Source organism: Amycolatopsis sp. cmx-4-61, assembly GCF_046548775.1.
Classification (GTDB): domain Bacteria; phylum Actinomycetota; class Actinomycetes; order Mycobacteriales; family Pseudonocardiaceae; genus Amycolatopsis.
This window is the reverse complement of sequence record NZ_JAEBEI010000001.1, coordinates 532,744-548,203: the sequence shown is the minus strand read 5'-3', so window position 1 is coordinate 548,203 and position 15,460 is coordinate 532,744. Positions and strand designations below refer to the sequence as shown.

Here is a 15,460-nt window from a genome sequence, read left to right as displayed (position 1 = left end):
GGACTACGCCCAAGGAGGGGAAAAACGCGAAAAGTCTTCACACTTCTCCTACCCCTCGGTAGCGTGCGCTACGTCACTTTTCTGGACTGAGGGGAGCCCGGCATGCGACGCCGCATCCGCGCCCTGACCGTAACGGCACTGGGGGCCCTCGTGGCCGGGCTCACCCAGGTCGCCGTCACCGCGCCGGCCGCGGAGGCGGCCCTGTCACCCGACGACTACTGCGGCGGGCAGTGCAACGACATCCTGCCACCCGGCGAACAGGGCAGCGCCACCCTCGCGGAGATCCTGGCGCACAAGCTGCTCGGCACCCGCCCGGCGCACTCGGCCGACCAGCTCGGCAAGTACGCCTCGCTGGCCGGCGGCTACCAGACGCTGACCACCGGTGCGATCAGCCAGTACTTCAACGACGCCTCCTTCGGCGTCCCGGCCGACCAGGTGGCGAGCACGGCCAAGCCGCGGGCCGACGTCACGATCGTGCGGGACAAGGCCCTCGGCGTCCCGCACATCACCGGCACGACCCGCGCGGGCACCGAGTTCGGCGCCGGGTACGCGGCCGCGCAGGACCGGCTGTGGCTGATGGACGTGCTGCGGCACGCCGCCCGCGGCCAGGTCACCTCGTTCGCCGGTGGTGCCGAAGCCAACCGTGAACTCGAGCAGCAGTTCTTCGCGAACGCGCCGTACACCGAAGCCGAGCTGCAGGCGCAGATCGACCGCACCGCGGCCAGCGGCCCGCGCGGCGCGCAGGGCCTCGCCGACGCGCAGGCCTACATCGACGGCATCAACAAGTACATCAGCGACTCCTACAACGGCCGGTACTTCCCGGGCGAGTACGTGCTGACCGGGCACGTCGACTCGATCACCAACGCCGGCTCGATCGACCCGTTCAAGCTGACCGACCTGGTCGCGCTGGCCTCGCTGATCGGTGCCGAGTTCGGCGCGGGCGGCGGCGGCGAGGTCCAGAACGCCATCGCGAAGCTCGCGATGCAGGAGAAGTACGGCGTCGTGCAGGGCGAGAAGGTGTGGCAGAGCCTGCGCTCGGAGGACGACCCCGAGGCGGTCAAGACGCTGCACGACGGCCAGACCTTCCCGTACGGCAAGACCCCGGCCAACGCGACCGGCCGGGCCATGCCGGACAAGAACTCCGTCACCCCGCAGCCGCTGGTGTTCGACCGGACCGGCTCGGCCGCATCGGCCACGCCGTCCACTGTGGACGTCGCCGCGCCCGCCGAGCTGGCGCCCGCCCGCGGGATGTTCGAGAACGGCGTGCTGCCGGCGAACATGCTGAGCGAGAAGCACGGCATGTCGAACGCGCTGCTCGTCTCCGGGGCCAAGACCGCCAGCGGCCACCCGGTCGCCGTGTTCGGCCCGCAGACCGGCTACTTCGCGCCGCAGCTGCTGCTGTTGCAGGAGCTGCAGGGCCCGGGCATCAGCTCGCGCGGCGCGGCCTTCGCCGGGCTGAGCATGTACACGCTGCTGGGCCGCGGCCAGGACTACTCGTGGAGCGCGACGACGTCGGCGCAGGACATCATCGACACCTACGCGCTGCAGCTGTGCGACCCGAGCGGCGCCGCGCCGACGAAGGACTCGAACTACTACACCTACCAGGGCAAGTGCGTCCCGATGGAGACCGTGGAGGTCAAGAACGCCTGGAAGCCCACGGTGGCCGACGGCACCGCGGCCGGGTCCTACACCCTGCGCAGCTACCGGACCAAGTACGGGCCGGTGCAGAGCCGGGCGACCGTCGGCGGCAAGCCGGTGGCGTACGCGGCGCTGCGGTCGTCCTACTTCCACGAGGTCGACTCGCTGATCGGCTTCCAGGAGCTGAACGACCCGACCTTCGTCAAGTCCGCCGCGGACTTCCAGCGGGCCGCGCAGGACATCAACTTCACGTTCAACTGGTTCTACGCCGACTCCCGGGACATCGCCTACTTCAACTCCGGCGCCAACCCCGCCCGGCAGTCCGATGTGGACCCGAACATGCCGGTGTGGGGCGACCAGGGCCACGACTGGGTCGGCTGGAACCCGGCGGGCAACGTCGCGACCTACACGCCGGCGTCGCAGCACCCGCAGTCGGTCAACCAGGACTACTACGTCAGCTGGAACAACGCCCAGGCCAACGGGTACGCCGCGGCGGGTGCGGACAAGTCCGCCGTGCACCGCGTCGACCTGCTCGACTCGCGGGTGAAGAAGCTGATCAGCAGCGGCACCAAGGTCACCCGGGTCAACCTGACCCAGGCGATGGCGGACGCCGCCCTCGCCGACCTGCGCGCCGAGCGCGTGCTGCCGCTGCTGCTGCAGGTGCTCGACAAGACGCCCACCACCGGGGCGGCGGCGGACGCCGAGGCGAAGCTCAAGGCGTGGCTCTCCCACGGCCAGCTCCGCACGGAAACCTCACCGGGCAGCAAGACCTACGCCGACGCGGACGCCATCCGCATCCTCGACGCCTGGTGGCCGCTGCTGGTGCAGGCCGAGTTCAAGCCGTCCCTCGGCGACGACGCCTACAACGCGATGACCGGCGTGCTGGGCATCAACGAGAGCCCGTCCGGCTGGCAGAACGGCAACGGAGGGCACACCGGCCAGCCCCACAAGGGCTCGTCGTTCCAGTACGGCTGGTGGGGTTACGTCAGCAAGGACATCCGGCAGGTGCTCGGCCAGCCGGTCGCGGGCCCGCTCGCGCAGACGTTCTGCGGCGGCGGCGACGTCACCGCGTGCCGCCAGGCGCTCGTCGACTCGCTGACCACGGCCGCCGGCCAGTCCGCGAGCACCGTCTACCCCGGTGACGCGAACTGCTCGGCCGGCGACCAGTGGTGCGCCGACTCGATCATCCACAACCCGCTCGGCGGCATCACGCAGGACAAGATCAGCTGGCAGAACCGCCCGACGTTCCAGCAGGTCGTCGAGTACGCCGCCCACCGCGGGGACAACATCGCGAACCTGGCGGCGGCGAAGACGGTCAGCGCCACCAGCGCCGAGACCGGCTTCTTCAACTCGCCGGCGGCCAACGCGATCGACGGGAACGCCTCGACCCGCTGGGCCAGCGACTGGAGCGACGACCAGGCGATCACCGTCGACCTGGGATCGGTCCAGCAGGTCTCGCGGGTGCTGCTGAGCTGGGAGTCCGCCTACGGCAGGAGCTACCGGATCCAGCTCTCGCCCGACGCGGTGCACTGGACGGACGCGGCGGTGGTGACCGACGGCGACGGCGGGCAGGACAACCTCGCGTTCGCCGCGACCCCGGCGCGGTTCGTCAAGATGCAGGGTGTCCAGCGCGGCACGAAGTACGGCTACTCGCTGTACGAGTTCGAGGTGTACGCGCACTGAGACCAGGCCGGTTCGCCCGTGGACGCGCGGGCGGACCGGCCGTCTTTGTCACAGTGACCGGGGGATGACCTGCGGTTACCGTGAACCGCATGGACGACTGGACGCCCCGCACCAAGGCCATCGCCGCCGGCCGCCCGCACGGTTCCGGCGAGCCGCTGAACACCCCGCTCGTCGCCACCAGCACCTACCGGGCCGGTGGCGACTTCGTGTACGCGCGCGGCGACGGGACGCCGACCTGGCACGCGCTCGAAGAAGCCGTCGGGGCGCTCGAAGGCGGCCACGCGACGGCGTTCGCGTCCGGGGTCGCCACCCTCTCGGCGGTACTGGACCTGTTGCCGGTCGGGTCGCGGGTCGTCGTCCCGACGTTCAGCTACGCCGTCACGCGCGGGGTGCTGGCCCACGCGCAGGAGCTCGGCAAGCTCGCCGTCACCGAGCTGGAGCCGACCGACACCGAAGCCTGGGTGGCCGAAGCGGCGACGGCCGACCTGGTCTGGCTGGAGTCGCCGACCAACCCGACCCTCGACGTGATGGCCATCGAGACGATCGCCGCCGCCGCGCGCGGCCGGGTCGTCGTCGACAACACCTTCGCGACGCCGTTGCTGCAGCGGCCCCTGGAGCTGGGTGCGGACATCGTCGTGCACAGCGCGACCAAGGCCATCGGCGGGCACAGCGACCTGCTGCTGGGCATCACCGTGGCCAAGGACCCGGCCGTCGCGGCCGAGCTGCGCGGCGCGCGGACGCGGGTGGGGTCGACGCCGGGCGCTCTCGAGGCCTGGCTCGCCCTCCGCGGGCTGCGGACCATGCCCGTCCGGCTGGCGGAGCAGTCCCGTACCGCCGCGCTGCTGGCTTCGCGCCTCGGCGAGCACCCCGCGGTCCGGCGGGTGCGCTACCCGGGCTTCGGGATGATGCTCGCCTTCGAGCTGGCCGACGCCGAGACGGCGGACCGCTTCTGCGCGTCGACCCGGCTGATCGTCCCGGCGACCAGCCTCGGCGGCGTCGAGAGCCTGGTCGAGCGGCGGGCGTGGCTCCCGGGCGAGGAACGCGTCCCGCCCGGGCTGATCCGGTTCAGCGTCGGCCTCGAAGACCCCGAGGACCTGTGGGACGACCTGACGTTCGCCCTCACGGAGTAACGCGGGCCACCGAATCGCCGATAGTCGCGACATCGCAGGTCAGACTGTTGGGAGCACGCCGTGGGCAGAACGCTGAGCAGGGTCGCCGGGGTCGTTTTCGCGGGTGCGCTCGCCACCTTCGCCGCCGCGCCCACGGCGCTGGCACAGACCGAAACCAGTGCGTCACCCAGGGAAACCACGTCGTCCACTTCGGAGACTCCGACTTCGGGCAGCACGACGAGCACGACCGCGCCTCCGTCCACTTCGGTCACTTCGACGACCACGCCGTCGCCGCGCACGGGCGGTGACGTCAAGACCACGGAGAAGCGGATCGCGCCCAAGGCCCAGCCGGACAAGCCCGTCCAGGCCGCGCCGAAGGACGACTACCAGGACAACGTCGGGCACGGCTTCGTCGGTCTCGGCGGGGAAGGCGTCCTGGTCATCGCCTGCGCGGCCGGACGGCCGGGCGAGGTCGCCACGCAGTACCTCACCGTGACCGGCGGGCCGGACCAGGACGAGGCCGACGGCCGCCTGTGGAACTACTCCGTGCGCGTCGTCGACGCCCCGGCGGGCACCACGACCGCGAAGTTCAGCTGGACCTGCGGTGGCGTCGAGGGCAACGGCACCGTCGAGTTCGCGCAGGAGCAGCCGCCGACCTCGACCGTCACCACGACGGCGACCGCCACCTCGACGACGAGCACGAGCCCGACGAGCCCGACGAGCACGACGGGCACGACGACGAGCACGACCACCACCACGGGCGCGAGCTCGAGTGCCCCGGCGTCGAGTACGGCGCCGGTCCCGACCGCGACCAGCTCGGCGACGAGCTCCGCGCCCGCCGGCAACGCCGCTCCGAAGGCCCAGGTCAAGGTCGCGCCCAAGGGCGGGGTCGAGACGGGCTTCGGCGGCACGGCCTGGTGACGGCCCGCCGGGCGGGCGCCGCGCTCGCCCTCGTGCTGGCCCTGGCCGGGTGCGGCACCGCCGAGCCGCCGAAAGCCGCGCCGCCCGCTCCCGTCCCGTCTTCGGTGCCGGTGACCGTGCCGTTCAAGGGACTGCGCCCGACGTCGGTGCGGATCCCGAAGATCGGCGCCGAGTCCAGCCTGCTGGCCGTCGCCGTGAAACCCGACGGGTCCATTTCCGTCCCGTCGGTGCACACGCCGATGCAGGCGGCCTGGTACAAACTTTCGCCGGTGCCCGGTGACGTCGGCCCGGCGATCGTGCTGGGGCACGTCGACGGCGACAAGAAACCGGGTATCTTCTTCAAGCTCAAGGATCTGGCGCCCGGCGACGAGGTCGACATCGACCGCAGCGACGGCAGGAAGCTGAAGTTCGTCGTCGACCGCGTCACCCAGGTCCCGAAGGAGACGTTCCCGCGCGACGCCGTCTACGGCAACAGCGACAAACCGGAACTGCGGCTGATCACCTGCGGTGGCGCGTTCGACCACGCGGAACACAGCTACCAGGACAACATCGTCGTCTACGCGAAGCTGGCGGGCTGAAAGCGCCGCCGACCCGACTGTCCGATGTGGATTTCGCCGGGCCGGAACGTTACCGGTTTCCGCAGTGGTCTTCTTCACGTCTTATCCGGTTCCGGTATAGACCAGTAATGGGGCAGGATGTCCGAGTCGCCTGTTCTCGTGCTCATCGGCACCGGGCGGCTCGCGTAGTGGGGGTCATTGCGCGTTTCCTTCCCTGGGAGTCACCTTGAAGAAGACCCTGGGCCGTCTCGCGGGCGCTGTGCTCGCGGGGGCCCTGCTCACGCTCACCGTTTCGCCGGCCGCGTTCGCGCAGGAGGACCCGGCCACCTCGACGACCGAGGCCGCGCCGAGCACCACCACCGCGGCGCCGGTGACGACCGAGGTGCCCACGAGCACCGCGGCGCCGTCCTCGGAGACGACCACGGCGACGTCCTCGGAGCAGCCGACGTCGACCGGCACCGGCACGCCCACCGGCACACCCACGTCGGGCAAGCCGACCAAGACCACCGAGCCGACCACCGAGCCGACCGACCCGTTCCCGCACGGCGACGACTACGTCGACGACGTCGCGTACGCGTGGGAGTTCGACGGCGGCCGCGGCCTGCTGGCCATCGCCTGCGCGGCGGGCGAGCCGAAGAACGTCGCCTCCGACGACTTCTCCGTCGTCGACGGCCCGTACCAGGACGGCGCGGACGGCCGCTACTGGGGCTTCGAGATCCAGCTGAACGAGGGCAAGCACCTGTCCGACGCCACGGTCTCCTGGAGCTGCGAGGGCAAGCCGGTCACCAAGCCGGTTGCCCACGGCGGCGGCTCGGCCACGGTCGGCGGCCAGGTCAAGGTGACCCCGAAGAGCGGCGGCGTCGAGACCGGCGGCGGCGCGACGGCCCGGTCCTGACCGCATGACCACGCAGTTCCGCCGCGGCGGCCGCGTGCTCGCGGCCGCACTGGCGCTGTCCTTCACCCTGGCCGCCTGCGGGACCTCCACCCCGCAGGCGGCGGCGCCGTCGTCGTCCGTACCCGCCCCGCCGCCGGTGACCAAGCCGTTCGCCGGCCTGCGCCCGACGCAGCTGAACATCCCGAAGATCGGCGCGCAGTCCTCGCTGGTTTCGGTGCTGCCGAAGCCCGACGGCGGGATCTCGGTCCCGTCGGTGCACACGCCGATGCAGGCGGCCTGGTACAAGATGTCGCCGGTGCCCGGCGAGACCGGGCCGTCGGTCGTGCTCGGGCACGTCGACGGCGACAAGAAGCCCGGGATCTTCTTCAAGCTCAAGGAACTGGCCAAGGGCGACGAGGTGGACGTCGACCGCAGTGACGGCAAGAAGCTGAAGTTCGTCGTCGACCGGGTGGAGCAGGTCCCCAAGGACACGTTCCCGCGCGACGCCGTGTACGGCAACAGTGACAAGCCTCAGCTGCGGCTGATCACCTGCGGTGGCGCGTTCGACCACGCCGAGCACAGTTACAAGGACAACATCATCGTGTTCGCGAACCTAGCCGACGCCTGAGCCGGGGTACGGGAACTCCGGCTTCAGCTCGGTCCCCGGGCACACCCAGCGGCGCATGCCCGCGTCGCAGACGGCGTACCCCCAGTTGATCAGGTTGTCCTGCACCCGCTCGGACATCCTGCTCAGCCGGGTCTTCGTCTCGGCGAGCCGCCGGGTGTGCTCGACCGGCGCGGGCAGCGCGTCCGGCAGCTCGAAGTGCGAGATGTCGCTGTAGGTCGCCCAGTAGGTGCCGGCGTACGTCTTCTCCTCGAAGCACTTCAGCAGCGAGCCGGTGCGCAGCTCGCGGACCTGGTTGTCCATCACGGTCAGCACGCGCAGCAGCTGCATCGGCCAGTTGTGCCTCGGCCGTTCCTCGTGCCGCATCTTCTTGCCCGCGTCGCTCACCAGGACGACGGCCCGCTGGTTCTCGATCGGGTCGAGGCCCAGGTTGTCGTACACGCCGGCGTCGCTGAGCACGATCCTGCGGCCGGTCTGGTGCGGGTCGGGGATGACGACCGGCGAGAGCATCGGCGGGAAGGCCGACGACGCGGCGACGGCGGTGGCGAGGGAGATCCGCCCGTGCGGGCCGGGCTGCCGGAAGAACCACCACAGCGAACCGTCCTGCAGGCTCGTGGCGGTGAAGACGAAGTTCGGGCCGGCCGGGTCGAGGTCCGCGAGGCAGCAGTCGCCGAACAGGTGCTTCGCGTAGCGGCGCGCGAGTTCCTCGCCCGCGCTGCGCCACGGCAGGCACAGCGACTTCAAGGTCACCGGGATGTCGAGGTTCGTGCGCGCCAGTTTCCGCAGCGGCTGCACGACCTCCTTGCCGAAGTTCTCCGCGACGCCGTCTTCGCCGAAGTACAGCCTGTGCCAGGCGTGCGCGAGCACGCCCGCGGCGATGGAACCGCCGGAAACGCTCGACACCGTGGTCAGCTTCGGCAGCCAGCCGAGCTCGTTGAGCCGCCAGAGCGCGCCGGCGTGGAAGAGCATCGCCCGGTAGCCGCCACCCGAGAGCGCGAGCCCGACACCGTCCCGTTTCGCCGCGTCCACCCGGCCGAGTTTAGGCGTGCAGCAAGGGTTTCAGCAGCGGGCGTTGCCCGGCGGGGACGTATTCGGCGTAATTGTCGTACAACGCCTGTTTGGCCAGGTGCGCCGCGGCCGGGCCGTCGGCCCCGCGGATCGCGTCGAGCACCTCCGCGTGGTGCGCGAGCCACGTGCGCATCAGCGACGTCCGGTTGCTGGCGTGCGCCAGCTTGTCTTCGATCAACTCCAGCACGATCCCGCGGACGACCTCTTCGCTGACCACCAGCAGGGGATTGCCGGAGATGCGCGCGATCACCTCGTGGAAGGCGACGTCGGCGCGGCTGAAGTCGGCGTAACCGCGGGAGACGCCTTCGCGCATCGACGCCAAGGCCGCGTCGAGGTCGGTGAGGTCGGCATCGGTACGCAGGCCGGCCGCGAGCAGGTGCGCCGAGCCGTCGAGGATCATCCGGAACTGCAGCAGTTCGGCCAGCCCGACGTGGTCGGCCCGCGCGAGCCGGTGCATCGAGCGGTGCAGGGCGGCGGGCGAGGCGGCCAGCACCTCCGGGCCGCGCGGGTCCCCGGGCCGCGACCGGATCAGCTCGGCCGCCTGCAGGACGCGCAGGGCTTCGCGGATCGTCGAACGGCCGACGCCGAACTGCGTCATCAGCGCGCGTTCGCCCGGCAGCCGTTCCCCCGGCTTGAGCACGCCGCTGACCACGGCCTGCTCGATCTGCTCGACGACCCGCTCGTACGCGCGGACCGGAGCCACCGGTTCGAACCGCATCGCTTGACCTCGCCGTCCGGTCGGGGCAGGCTACTGGTCAGACCAGTGTACTAACTTTTTCGGGGGTCCGGGTGGCGGAGCCCCCGGTTGTTACAGTTCCGGAGGCCGAATGAAAGCCCGGATTTCCCTGGTGGCAGCGGTGCTGCTGCTCGCGGTGTCCGGCTGCTCGGCCGGCTCGTCGGCCAGTGTTTCCGCCGGTCCGGACACGCTTTCCGTCGGCTTCACGGCAGAGCCGGCGAACTTCGACTTCACGCGCACCGACGGCGCCGCCATCCCGCAGGCGTTGCTCTACAACGTCTACGAAGGACTGGTGAAGCTCGACGCGCAGGGCCGGGTGGTGCCGCTGCTGGCGAAGTCGTGGACGGTCAGCCCGGACCGTCGCACGTACGACTTCCGGCTGCAGCAGGGCGTCAAGTTCAGCAACGGCGCGCCCTTCACCGCCGAGGACGTCAAGTTTTCGCTGCTGCGGGTGAAGACCGGCTGGACGATCTCGCTCAAGTCCACGATGGACGTTGTCGACCACGTCGACGTCGTCGCGCCCGACCACGCGCGGGTGGTGCTGTCGAAGCCGTCGAACGGCTGGCTGTTCAGCCTCACCAGCCGGCTCGGCGCGATGTTCAGCCCGACCGGCGTGGGCGACCTGGCGAACAAGCCGGTCGGCACCGGGCCGTACGTCGTGGCAGCGCGCAAGCGCGGGGATTCCGTGGTGCTGACGGCGAATCCCGGGTACTGGGGCCGGAAACCGGCGTACCCGACCGTCGTCCTCAAGTACATCAAGGACCCGACCGCGCTGAACAACGCGCTGTTCAGCAACGGCATCGACGTCATCTCGGCGATCACCGCACCGGACTCGATCCCGCAGTTCCAGGCCGACGACCGGTTCCAGGTCGTCCAGGGCACGACGAACTCCGAAGTCACGCTGGCCATGAACAACGCTCGGCCGCCGCTGAACGACGTCCGCGTGCGCCAGGCCCTGACGTACGCGATCGACCGGAAGGCGTTGCTCGACACGGCGTGGGCGGGCCGCGGCACGCTGATCGGGAGCATGGTGCCGCCGACCGACCCCTGGTACGAAGACCTGTCCGACGTCTACCCGTTCGACCCCGCGCGGGCCAAGGCGCTGCTGTCCGAAGCCGGCGCGACGAACCTGAGCCTGCGGATGCGGATCCCGAACCTGCCGTACGCGGTGTCGGCCGCGCAGGTCGTCCAGTCGCAGCTCGCCGACATCGGCGTGCGGACCGCGATCGAGCCGCTCGACTTCCCGGCGGTTTGGCTCAAGCAGGTGTTCACCGACCACGACTACGACCTGTCGATCATCCAGCACGTCGAAGCGCGGGACATCACGACGTTCGGGAAGCCGAAGTACTACTGGGGCTACGACAGCAAACGCGTCCAGCAGCTGCTGGCCGAGGCCGACAGCGGGACGCCGGAGCAGCAGGTCGCGGACATGAAGCAGGTGGCCAGGCAGCTGACCGCCGACGCGGCCGCGGACTGGCTCTTCCTGTTCCCCAACGTGATCGCCGCGAAGGCGAAGGTCGGCGGTTTCGTCCGGAACCAGGTCAGCGAGTCCTTCGACCTCACCGGGCTGGCCCCGCGATGACGGCCCGGGTGCTGCGCCGGGTGGCGATCTTCGTGGTCAGCGTGCTGGCCGCGTCGATCGTGGTGTTCCTGTTCATGGCCGTGCTGCCGGGCGATCCGGCGCAGGTCGCGCTCGGCGTCAACGCGACCCCGGAGCTGCTGGCCAAGACGCGCGCGGAGTTCGGCATCGACCGCCCGCTCGTCACCCAGTACTTCGACTGGATCGGCGGTGTGCTCCACGGCGACGTCGGCCGGTCGTACGTGACGCGCGAGGCGATCGGCCCGCAGCTGCTCGACCGCCTCGGCGTGACGCTGTGGCTGGTCGGCGCCGGAATGCTGGTGGCGCTGGTGATCGCCGTGCCGGCCGGGACGTTCGCCGCGGTGAAGCACCGGAAAGCGTCGGGCGCGAGCGTCTCGGGCCTGTCGCAGATCGGCGTCGCGGTTCCCGCGTTCCTCGCCGGGATCATCCTGGTGCAGATCTTCGCCGTGCAGCTGCGCTGGCTGCCCTCCGGCGGGTGGACACCGCCGGACCAGGACGCGGGGGAGTTCGCCCGCGGCCTGATCCTCCCGGCGTTGTCGCTGGGACTCGTGCAGGGTGCGGTGCTCACGCGTTACGTCCGGTCCGCGGTGCTCGACACGCTGGGCCAGGACTACCTGCGCACCGCGCGGTCGAAGGGGCTGCGGCCGGGACAGGCGCTGGTGCGGCACGGCTTGCGCAACGCGTCCGTCCCGGTGGTCACCGTGCTGGGCCTGCAGCTGGCGACGCTGCTGATCGGCGCGGTCGTCGTCGAGCGCGTGTTCGTGCTGCCGGGCCTGGGTTCGCTGCTGCTGGACGCCGTTTCCGCGCGCGACCTGCTGACCGTGCAGGGGATCGTGCTCGTGCTGGTGGTCGGCGTGCTGCTGGTGAACTTCGTCGTCGACGTCCTCTACACCGTGCTCGACCCGAGATTGCGGGGTTCGTGATGCGCAGTCTGGTCCTGGGCGGGGTCCTCGTCGGCCTGGTCGTGCTCGCCGCGTTGCTGTCGTTCGCGTGGACGCCGTTCGACCCGGTGAAGGTCGACGCGACCCACCGGCTGCTCGGCTTCACCGGCTCCCACTGGTTCGGCACCGACAAGTTCGGCCGCGACCTGCTGAGCCAGCTGATGGTCGGTGCGCGCACGACGCTGTACGTCGGGGTCGTCGCCGTCGGCATCGCCGCGGTCATCGGCACGCCGGTGGGCGTCCTCGCCGGGATGTCCCCGCGGTGGCTCGGCGAGTTCGTCATGCGCGTCAACGACCTCGTGCTCGCGTTCCCCGCGCTGCTGCTGGCCATCATGTTCGGTGCCGTGTTCGGGGCGGACACGCTGACCGCGATGGTCGCCATCGGCATCGCGACGATCCCGTCGTTCGCGCGGATCGCCCGCTCCGGGACACTGCAGGTGATGAGCACCGAGTTCGTGCTCGCGGCCCGCGCCGGCGGCCGGTCGCGGCCGGCCATCGCGCTCCGGCACGTGCTGCCGAACATCTCCGGCCTGCTGATCGTGCAGGCGTCGGTGTCGTTCGCGATCGCCGTGCTCGCCGAGGCGGCGCTGTCGTTCCTCGGGTTCGGCACGCGGCCGCCGACACCGTCGTGGGGCCGGATGCTGCAGGAATCCCAGGAGCTGCTGACCGTGCAGCCGCGGCTGGCGCTGGTGCCGGGCATCGCGATCGCCGTCGCCGTCCTCGGGTTCAACCTCCTCGGTGACGGCCTCCGCGACCGCCTCGACCCCCGGTTGGCGGCCCGCGCATGACGCTTTCGGTCTCCGGGTTGCGGGTTCGTGAACTGGTCAAGGGCGTCTCGTTCGAGATCGGCGCCGGCGAGCGCGTCGGCCTGATCGGCGAGTCCGGGTCCGGGAAGTCGCTGACGGCGCTGTCGATCATGAGCCTGCTGCCGGCGGAGCTGCCCGCGTCGGGCTCGATCCGGCTGGGCGGCCGCGAGCTGCTGGGAATGTCCGAAAAGGACTTGTCCCGGTTGCGCGGCAACGAGCTGGCCATGGTGTTCCAGGAGCCGATGACGGCGTTGAACCCGGCCATGCGCGTCGGCCGCCAGGTCACCGAGCCCGGCCGCATCCACGGCCGTCGCCACCGCGCGGAGGACCTGCTGGCCGCGGTGGGCCTCCCGGGCACCGCCCGCGCGTACCCGCACCAGCTGTCCGGCGGACAGCGGCAGCGGGTCGTCCTCGCGATGGCGCTGGCGAACGAGCCGTCGCTGCTGATCTGCGACGAGCCGACGACTGCACTCGACGTCACCGTGCAGGCCCAGATCCTCACGTTGATCAAAAGGGCACTTCCACGTGAAAGTGCCCTCCTCTTCATCACGCACGACCTCGCCGTCGTGGCGTCGCTGTGCGAGCGCGTGCTGGTGATGCTGGACGGCGAGATCGTCGAAGCGGGCTCGACGCGCGAAGTGCTGACGCAGCCGAAGCACGAGTACACGCGGAAGCTGCTGGACGCCTCGGACCTGGAGGCCCGGCGATGATCATCGAAGTCCGCGATCTCGAACGCCGGTACGCCCGCCGGGACGTCCACGCCTTGCGCGGCGTCAGCTTCGGTGTCGAGGCGGGGCAGCGGTTCGGCATCGTGGGCGAGTCCGGCTCCGGCAAGTCCACGCTGGTCCGGCTGCTGGCCGCGCTCGACAAGCCGACGTCCGGCACGGTCTTCTTCCAGGGCAAGCGCATCGACGACCTGCCGGAACGCCGGCTCGGCTTCCTGCGGTCGGAGCTGCAGATCGTCTTCCAGGACCCGATGGGCTCGCTCGACCCGCGGATGCGCGTGCAGGACATCATCGCCGAGCCCCTCGGCCACCGGGCGCCCGACCGGGTCGCCGAGCTGCTCACCGCCGTCGGCCTGCCCGCCGACGCCGGACGGCGCTACCCGCACCAGTTCTCCGGCGGCCAGCGGCAGCGGATCTCGATCGCCCGCGCGCTGGCCCCGAACCCGAGCGTGCTGATCGCCGACGAACCGGTCAGCGCCCTCGACGTCTCTGTGCGCGGCCAGATCCTCGACCTGCTCGGCTCGCTGGTGGAGCGGTTCGCGCTGACCCTGGTCTTCGTGTCCCACGACCTCGGGGTCGTCCGGCACGTCTGCGACCGGGTCGCGGTCCTGCGCCGCGGCGAGATCGTCGAACTCGGCGACGTGGCGCAGGTCTACGACGCACCCCAGCACGAGTACACCCGGGAACTGCTGGCCGCGGCGCCGAACCTGCGCGCCGAGCTGGCCCGGCTGAGCAAGGAGCGCTCATGACCGAGCTGCCCGACCTCACCGCCGTCGAGCTCGTCGCGCAGTACCGCGCGAAGACGCTCTCGCCGGTCGAGGTGACCGAAGCCGTTGTCGCGCGCATCGAAGCACGCGAGCCGGAGCTGCACGCGTTGTACGCGTACGACCCTTCAGCCGCACTCGAAGGCGCGAAGGCGTCCGAAGCGCGCTGGGCGTCCGGCGAACCGCTGGGCCCGATCGACGGCGTCCCGCTGACGCTCAAGGAGAACATCGCGACCCGCGGCACGCCGGTGCCACTGGGTACGGCGGCGACGGCGCTGGTGCCGGCCACCGAGGACGCCCCGGTGGCGGCCCGGGTCCGCGAGTCCGGCGGGGTCGTGCTGGCCAAGACGACCATGCCGGACTACGGGATGCTGACGTCCGGGCGGTCGAGCTTCCACGCGACGGCCCGCAACCCGTGGCTGCTCTCGGCCACGCCCGGCGGGTCCAGCGCGGGCGCGGGCGCCGCGGCCGCCGCGGGGTACGGCCCGCTGCACGTCGGCACCGACATCGGCGGCTCGATCCGGCTGCCCGCGGGCTGGTGCGGCCTGACCGGGCTGAAGCCGAGCTTCGGGCGGGTGCCCGTCGTCCCGCCGTTCCTCGGCCGCGTCGCCGGCCCGATGACCCGGACGGTCGCCGACACGGCGTTGCTGATGAGCGTGCTCTCGCGCCCGGACCCGCGTGACCACCTGTGCCTGCCGCCGGCCGAGTTCGACTGGTCCGCCCTCGACCGTCCGGTGGCCGGCCTGCGCGTCGGCCTGCAGCTCGACGCCGGCCTCGGTCTGCCGGTGGACCCGGTGATCCGCGACGCCGTCACCGCCGCGGCCCGGGCGTTCGAAGCCGCGGGCGCGGTCGTCGAGCCGGTCGAGCCGTTCCTCACCCGCGCCATGCTCGAAGGCCTCGACACCTTCTGGCGCACGCGCGCCTGGTCGGATCTGACGGACCTGCCGCCGGAGCGCCGCGCGAAAGTCCTGCCCTACATCGCCGAGTGGGCCGCGGGCGGCGCCGACGCGTCCGGAGTGGACGTTTACCGCGGCTTCGCGCAGATCGACGTGATGAGTGTCGCCGCCCTGCGGGCGACCTCGGCGTTCGACGTCGTCCTGTCCCCGACGAGCCCGGTCGCGGCGCCGCCCGCGGAGTGGGCGTCCCCGACGAACGACCCCGCCCGGCCGTTCGAGCACATCGCGTTCACGGTGCCGTACAACATGTCCGGCCAGCCCGCGGTGTCGCTGAACTGCGGGTACACCGACGACGGCCGTCCGATCGGCCTGCAGCTCGCCGGCCGCCGCTTCGACGACCTCGGCGTCCTGCGGGCCGCGGCGGCGTACGAACGGCTTCGCCCGCCGCAGCGGCCCTGGCCGATCGGGTAGGGAAGAAGTTCCGGACCTGCGGCGAAGTGGGGGTGAAGCTGTCGCC

General features: G+C 71.3%; 14 protein-coding genes. 12 read left to right on the top strand and 2 right to left on the bottom strand.

The genetic code is table 11. From position 1 onward, the window contains the following. Window positions 1-102: 102 nt before the first annotated feature. The 6 genes from ACLJOU_RS02720 to ACLJOU_RS02695 all read left to right on the top strand — a co-directional run bounded on the left by ACLJOU_RS02720 (window position 103) and on the right by ACLJOU_RS02695 (window position 7,410). Window positions 103-3,321: a penicillin acylase family protein gene (locus ACLJOU_RS02720; protein WP_410562722.1), complete on the top strand. Its 3,219-nt coding sequence runs from the start codon at window positions 103-105 to the stop codon at window positions 3,319-3,321. A gap of 89 nt (window positions 3,322-3,410) precedes the next feature. Continuing rightward, window positions 3,411-4,451 carry a trans-sulfuration enzyme family protein gene (locus ACLJOU_RS02715; RefSeq protein WP_410562721.1) on the top strand — a complete coding sequence of 347 codons (1,041 nt, stop codon included), beginning with the start codon at window positions 3,411-3,413 and terminating at the stop codon, window positions 4,449-4,451. 60 nt (window positions 4,452-4,511) lie between these two features. Then, window positions 4,512-5,351, top strand: a complete 840-nt coding sequence (locus ACLJOU_RS02710; RefSeq protein ID WP_410562719.1) for a hypothetical protein — start codon at window positions 4,512-4,514, stop codon at window positions 5,349-5,351. Further along, window positions 5,348-5,929, top strand: a complete 582-nt coding sequence (locus tag ACLJOU_RS02705) for a class F sortase (RefSeq protein ID WP_410562717.1) — start codon at window positions 5,348-5,350, stop codon at window positions 5,927-5,929. Before ACLJOU_RS02710 ends, ACLJOU_RS02705 begins: the two co-directional genes overlap by 4 nt. Before the next feature lie 205 nt (window positions 5,930-6,134). Continuing rightward, the gene (locus ACLJOU_RS02700; RefSeq protein ID WP_410562715.1) at window positions 6,135-6,803 is read left to right on the top strand and encodes a hypothetical protein; all 669 of its coding nucleotides are present in this window, start codon (window positions 6,135-6,137) and stop codon (window positions 6,801-6,803) included. 4 nt (window positions 6,804-6,807) lie between these two features. After that, complete coding sequence (locus ACLJOU_RS02695) at window positions 6,808-7,410, top strand: class F sortase (RefSeq protein WP_410562713.1); 603 nt, start codon at window positions 6,808-6,810, stop codon at window positions 7,408-7,410. On the opposite strand, the gene ACLJOU_RS02690 is transcribed toward ACLJOU_RS02695, so the two are convergent. Beyond that, window positions 7,396-8,436, bottom strand: coding sequence for a patatin-like phospholipase family protein (locus ACLJOU_RS02690; RefSeq protein ID WP_410562710.1), 1,041 nt, complete (start codon window positions 8,434-8,436; stop codon window positions 7,396-7,398). The genes ACLJOU_RS02695 and ACLJOU_RS02690 overlap by 15 nt on opposite strands. Window positions 8,437-8,446: 10 nt before the next feature. Continuing rightward, window positions 8,447-9,193, bottom strand: a complete 747-nt coding sequence (locus ACLJOU_RS02685) for a FadR/GntR family transcriptional regulator (protein WP_410562709.1) — start codon at window positions 9,191-9,193, stop codon at window positions 8,447-8,449. 109 nt (window positions 9,194-9,302) lie between these two features. Between ACLJOU_RS02685 and ACLJOU_RS02680 the strand changes: the two genes are divergently transcribed. Genes ACLJOU_RS02680 through ACLJOU_RS02655 form a run of 6 tightly spaced genes read left to right on the top strand, consistent with a single transcriptional unit; the run spans window position 9,303 to window position 15,414 of the window. Then, on the top strand, window positions 9,303-10,793 hold the full coding sequence (locus ACLJOU_RS02680; RefSeq protein ID WP_410562707.1) for an ABC transporter substrate-binding protein: 1,491 nt from the start codon (window positions 9,303-9,305) through the stop codon (window positions 10,791-10,793). Beyond that, on the top strand, window positions 10,790-11,734 hold the full coding sequence (locus tag ACLJOU_RS02675; protein ID WP_410562704.1) for an ABC transporter permease: 945 nt from the start codon (window positions 10,790-10,792) through the stop codon (window positions 11,732-11,734). The genes ACLJOU_RS02680 and ACLJOU_RS02675 overlap by 4 nt, the downstream gene beginning before the upstream one ends. After that, complete coding sequence (locus ACLJOU_RS02670; RefSeq protein WP_410562701.1) at window positions 11,734-12,540, top strand: ABC transporter permease; 807 nt, start codon at window positions 11,734-11,736, stop codon at window positions 12,538-12,540. Before ACLJOU_RS02675 ends, ACLJOU_RS02670 begins: the two co-directional genes overlap by 1 nt. Then, complete coding sequence (locus ACLJOU_RS02665; protein ID WP_410562699.1) at window positions 12,537-13,268, top strand: ATP-binding cassette domain-containing protein; 732 nt, start codon at window positions 12,537-12,539, stop codon at window positions 13,266-13,268. Before ACLJOU_RS02670 ends, ACLJOU_RS02665 begins: the two co-directional genes overlap by 4 nt. Continuing rightward, a complete protein-coding gene (locus tag ACLJOU_RS02660) occupies window positions 13,265-14,032 on the top strand; it encodes an ABC transporter ATP-binding protein (protein ID WP_410562696.1) in 768 nt (255 codons plus the stop codon). Before ACLJOU_RS02665 ends, ACLJOU_RS02660 begins: the two co-directional genes overlap by 4 nt. Continuing rightward, window positions 14,029-15,414: an amidase gene (locus ACLJOU_RS02655; protein ID WP_410562694.1), complete on the top strand. Its 1,386-nt coding sequence runs from the start codon at window positions 14,029-14,031 to the stop codon at window positions 15,412-15,414. The genes ACLJOU_RS02660 and ACLJOU_RS02655 overlap by 4 nt, the downstream gene beginning before the upstream one ends. Window positions 15,415-15,460 lie beyond the last annotated feature (46 nt).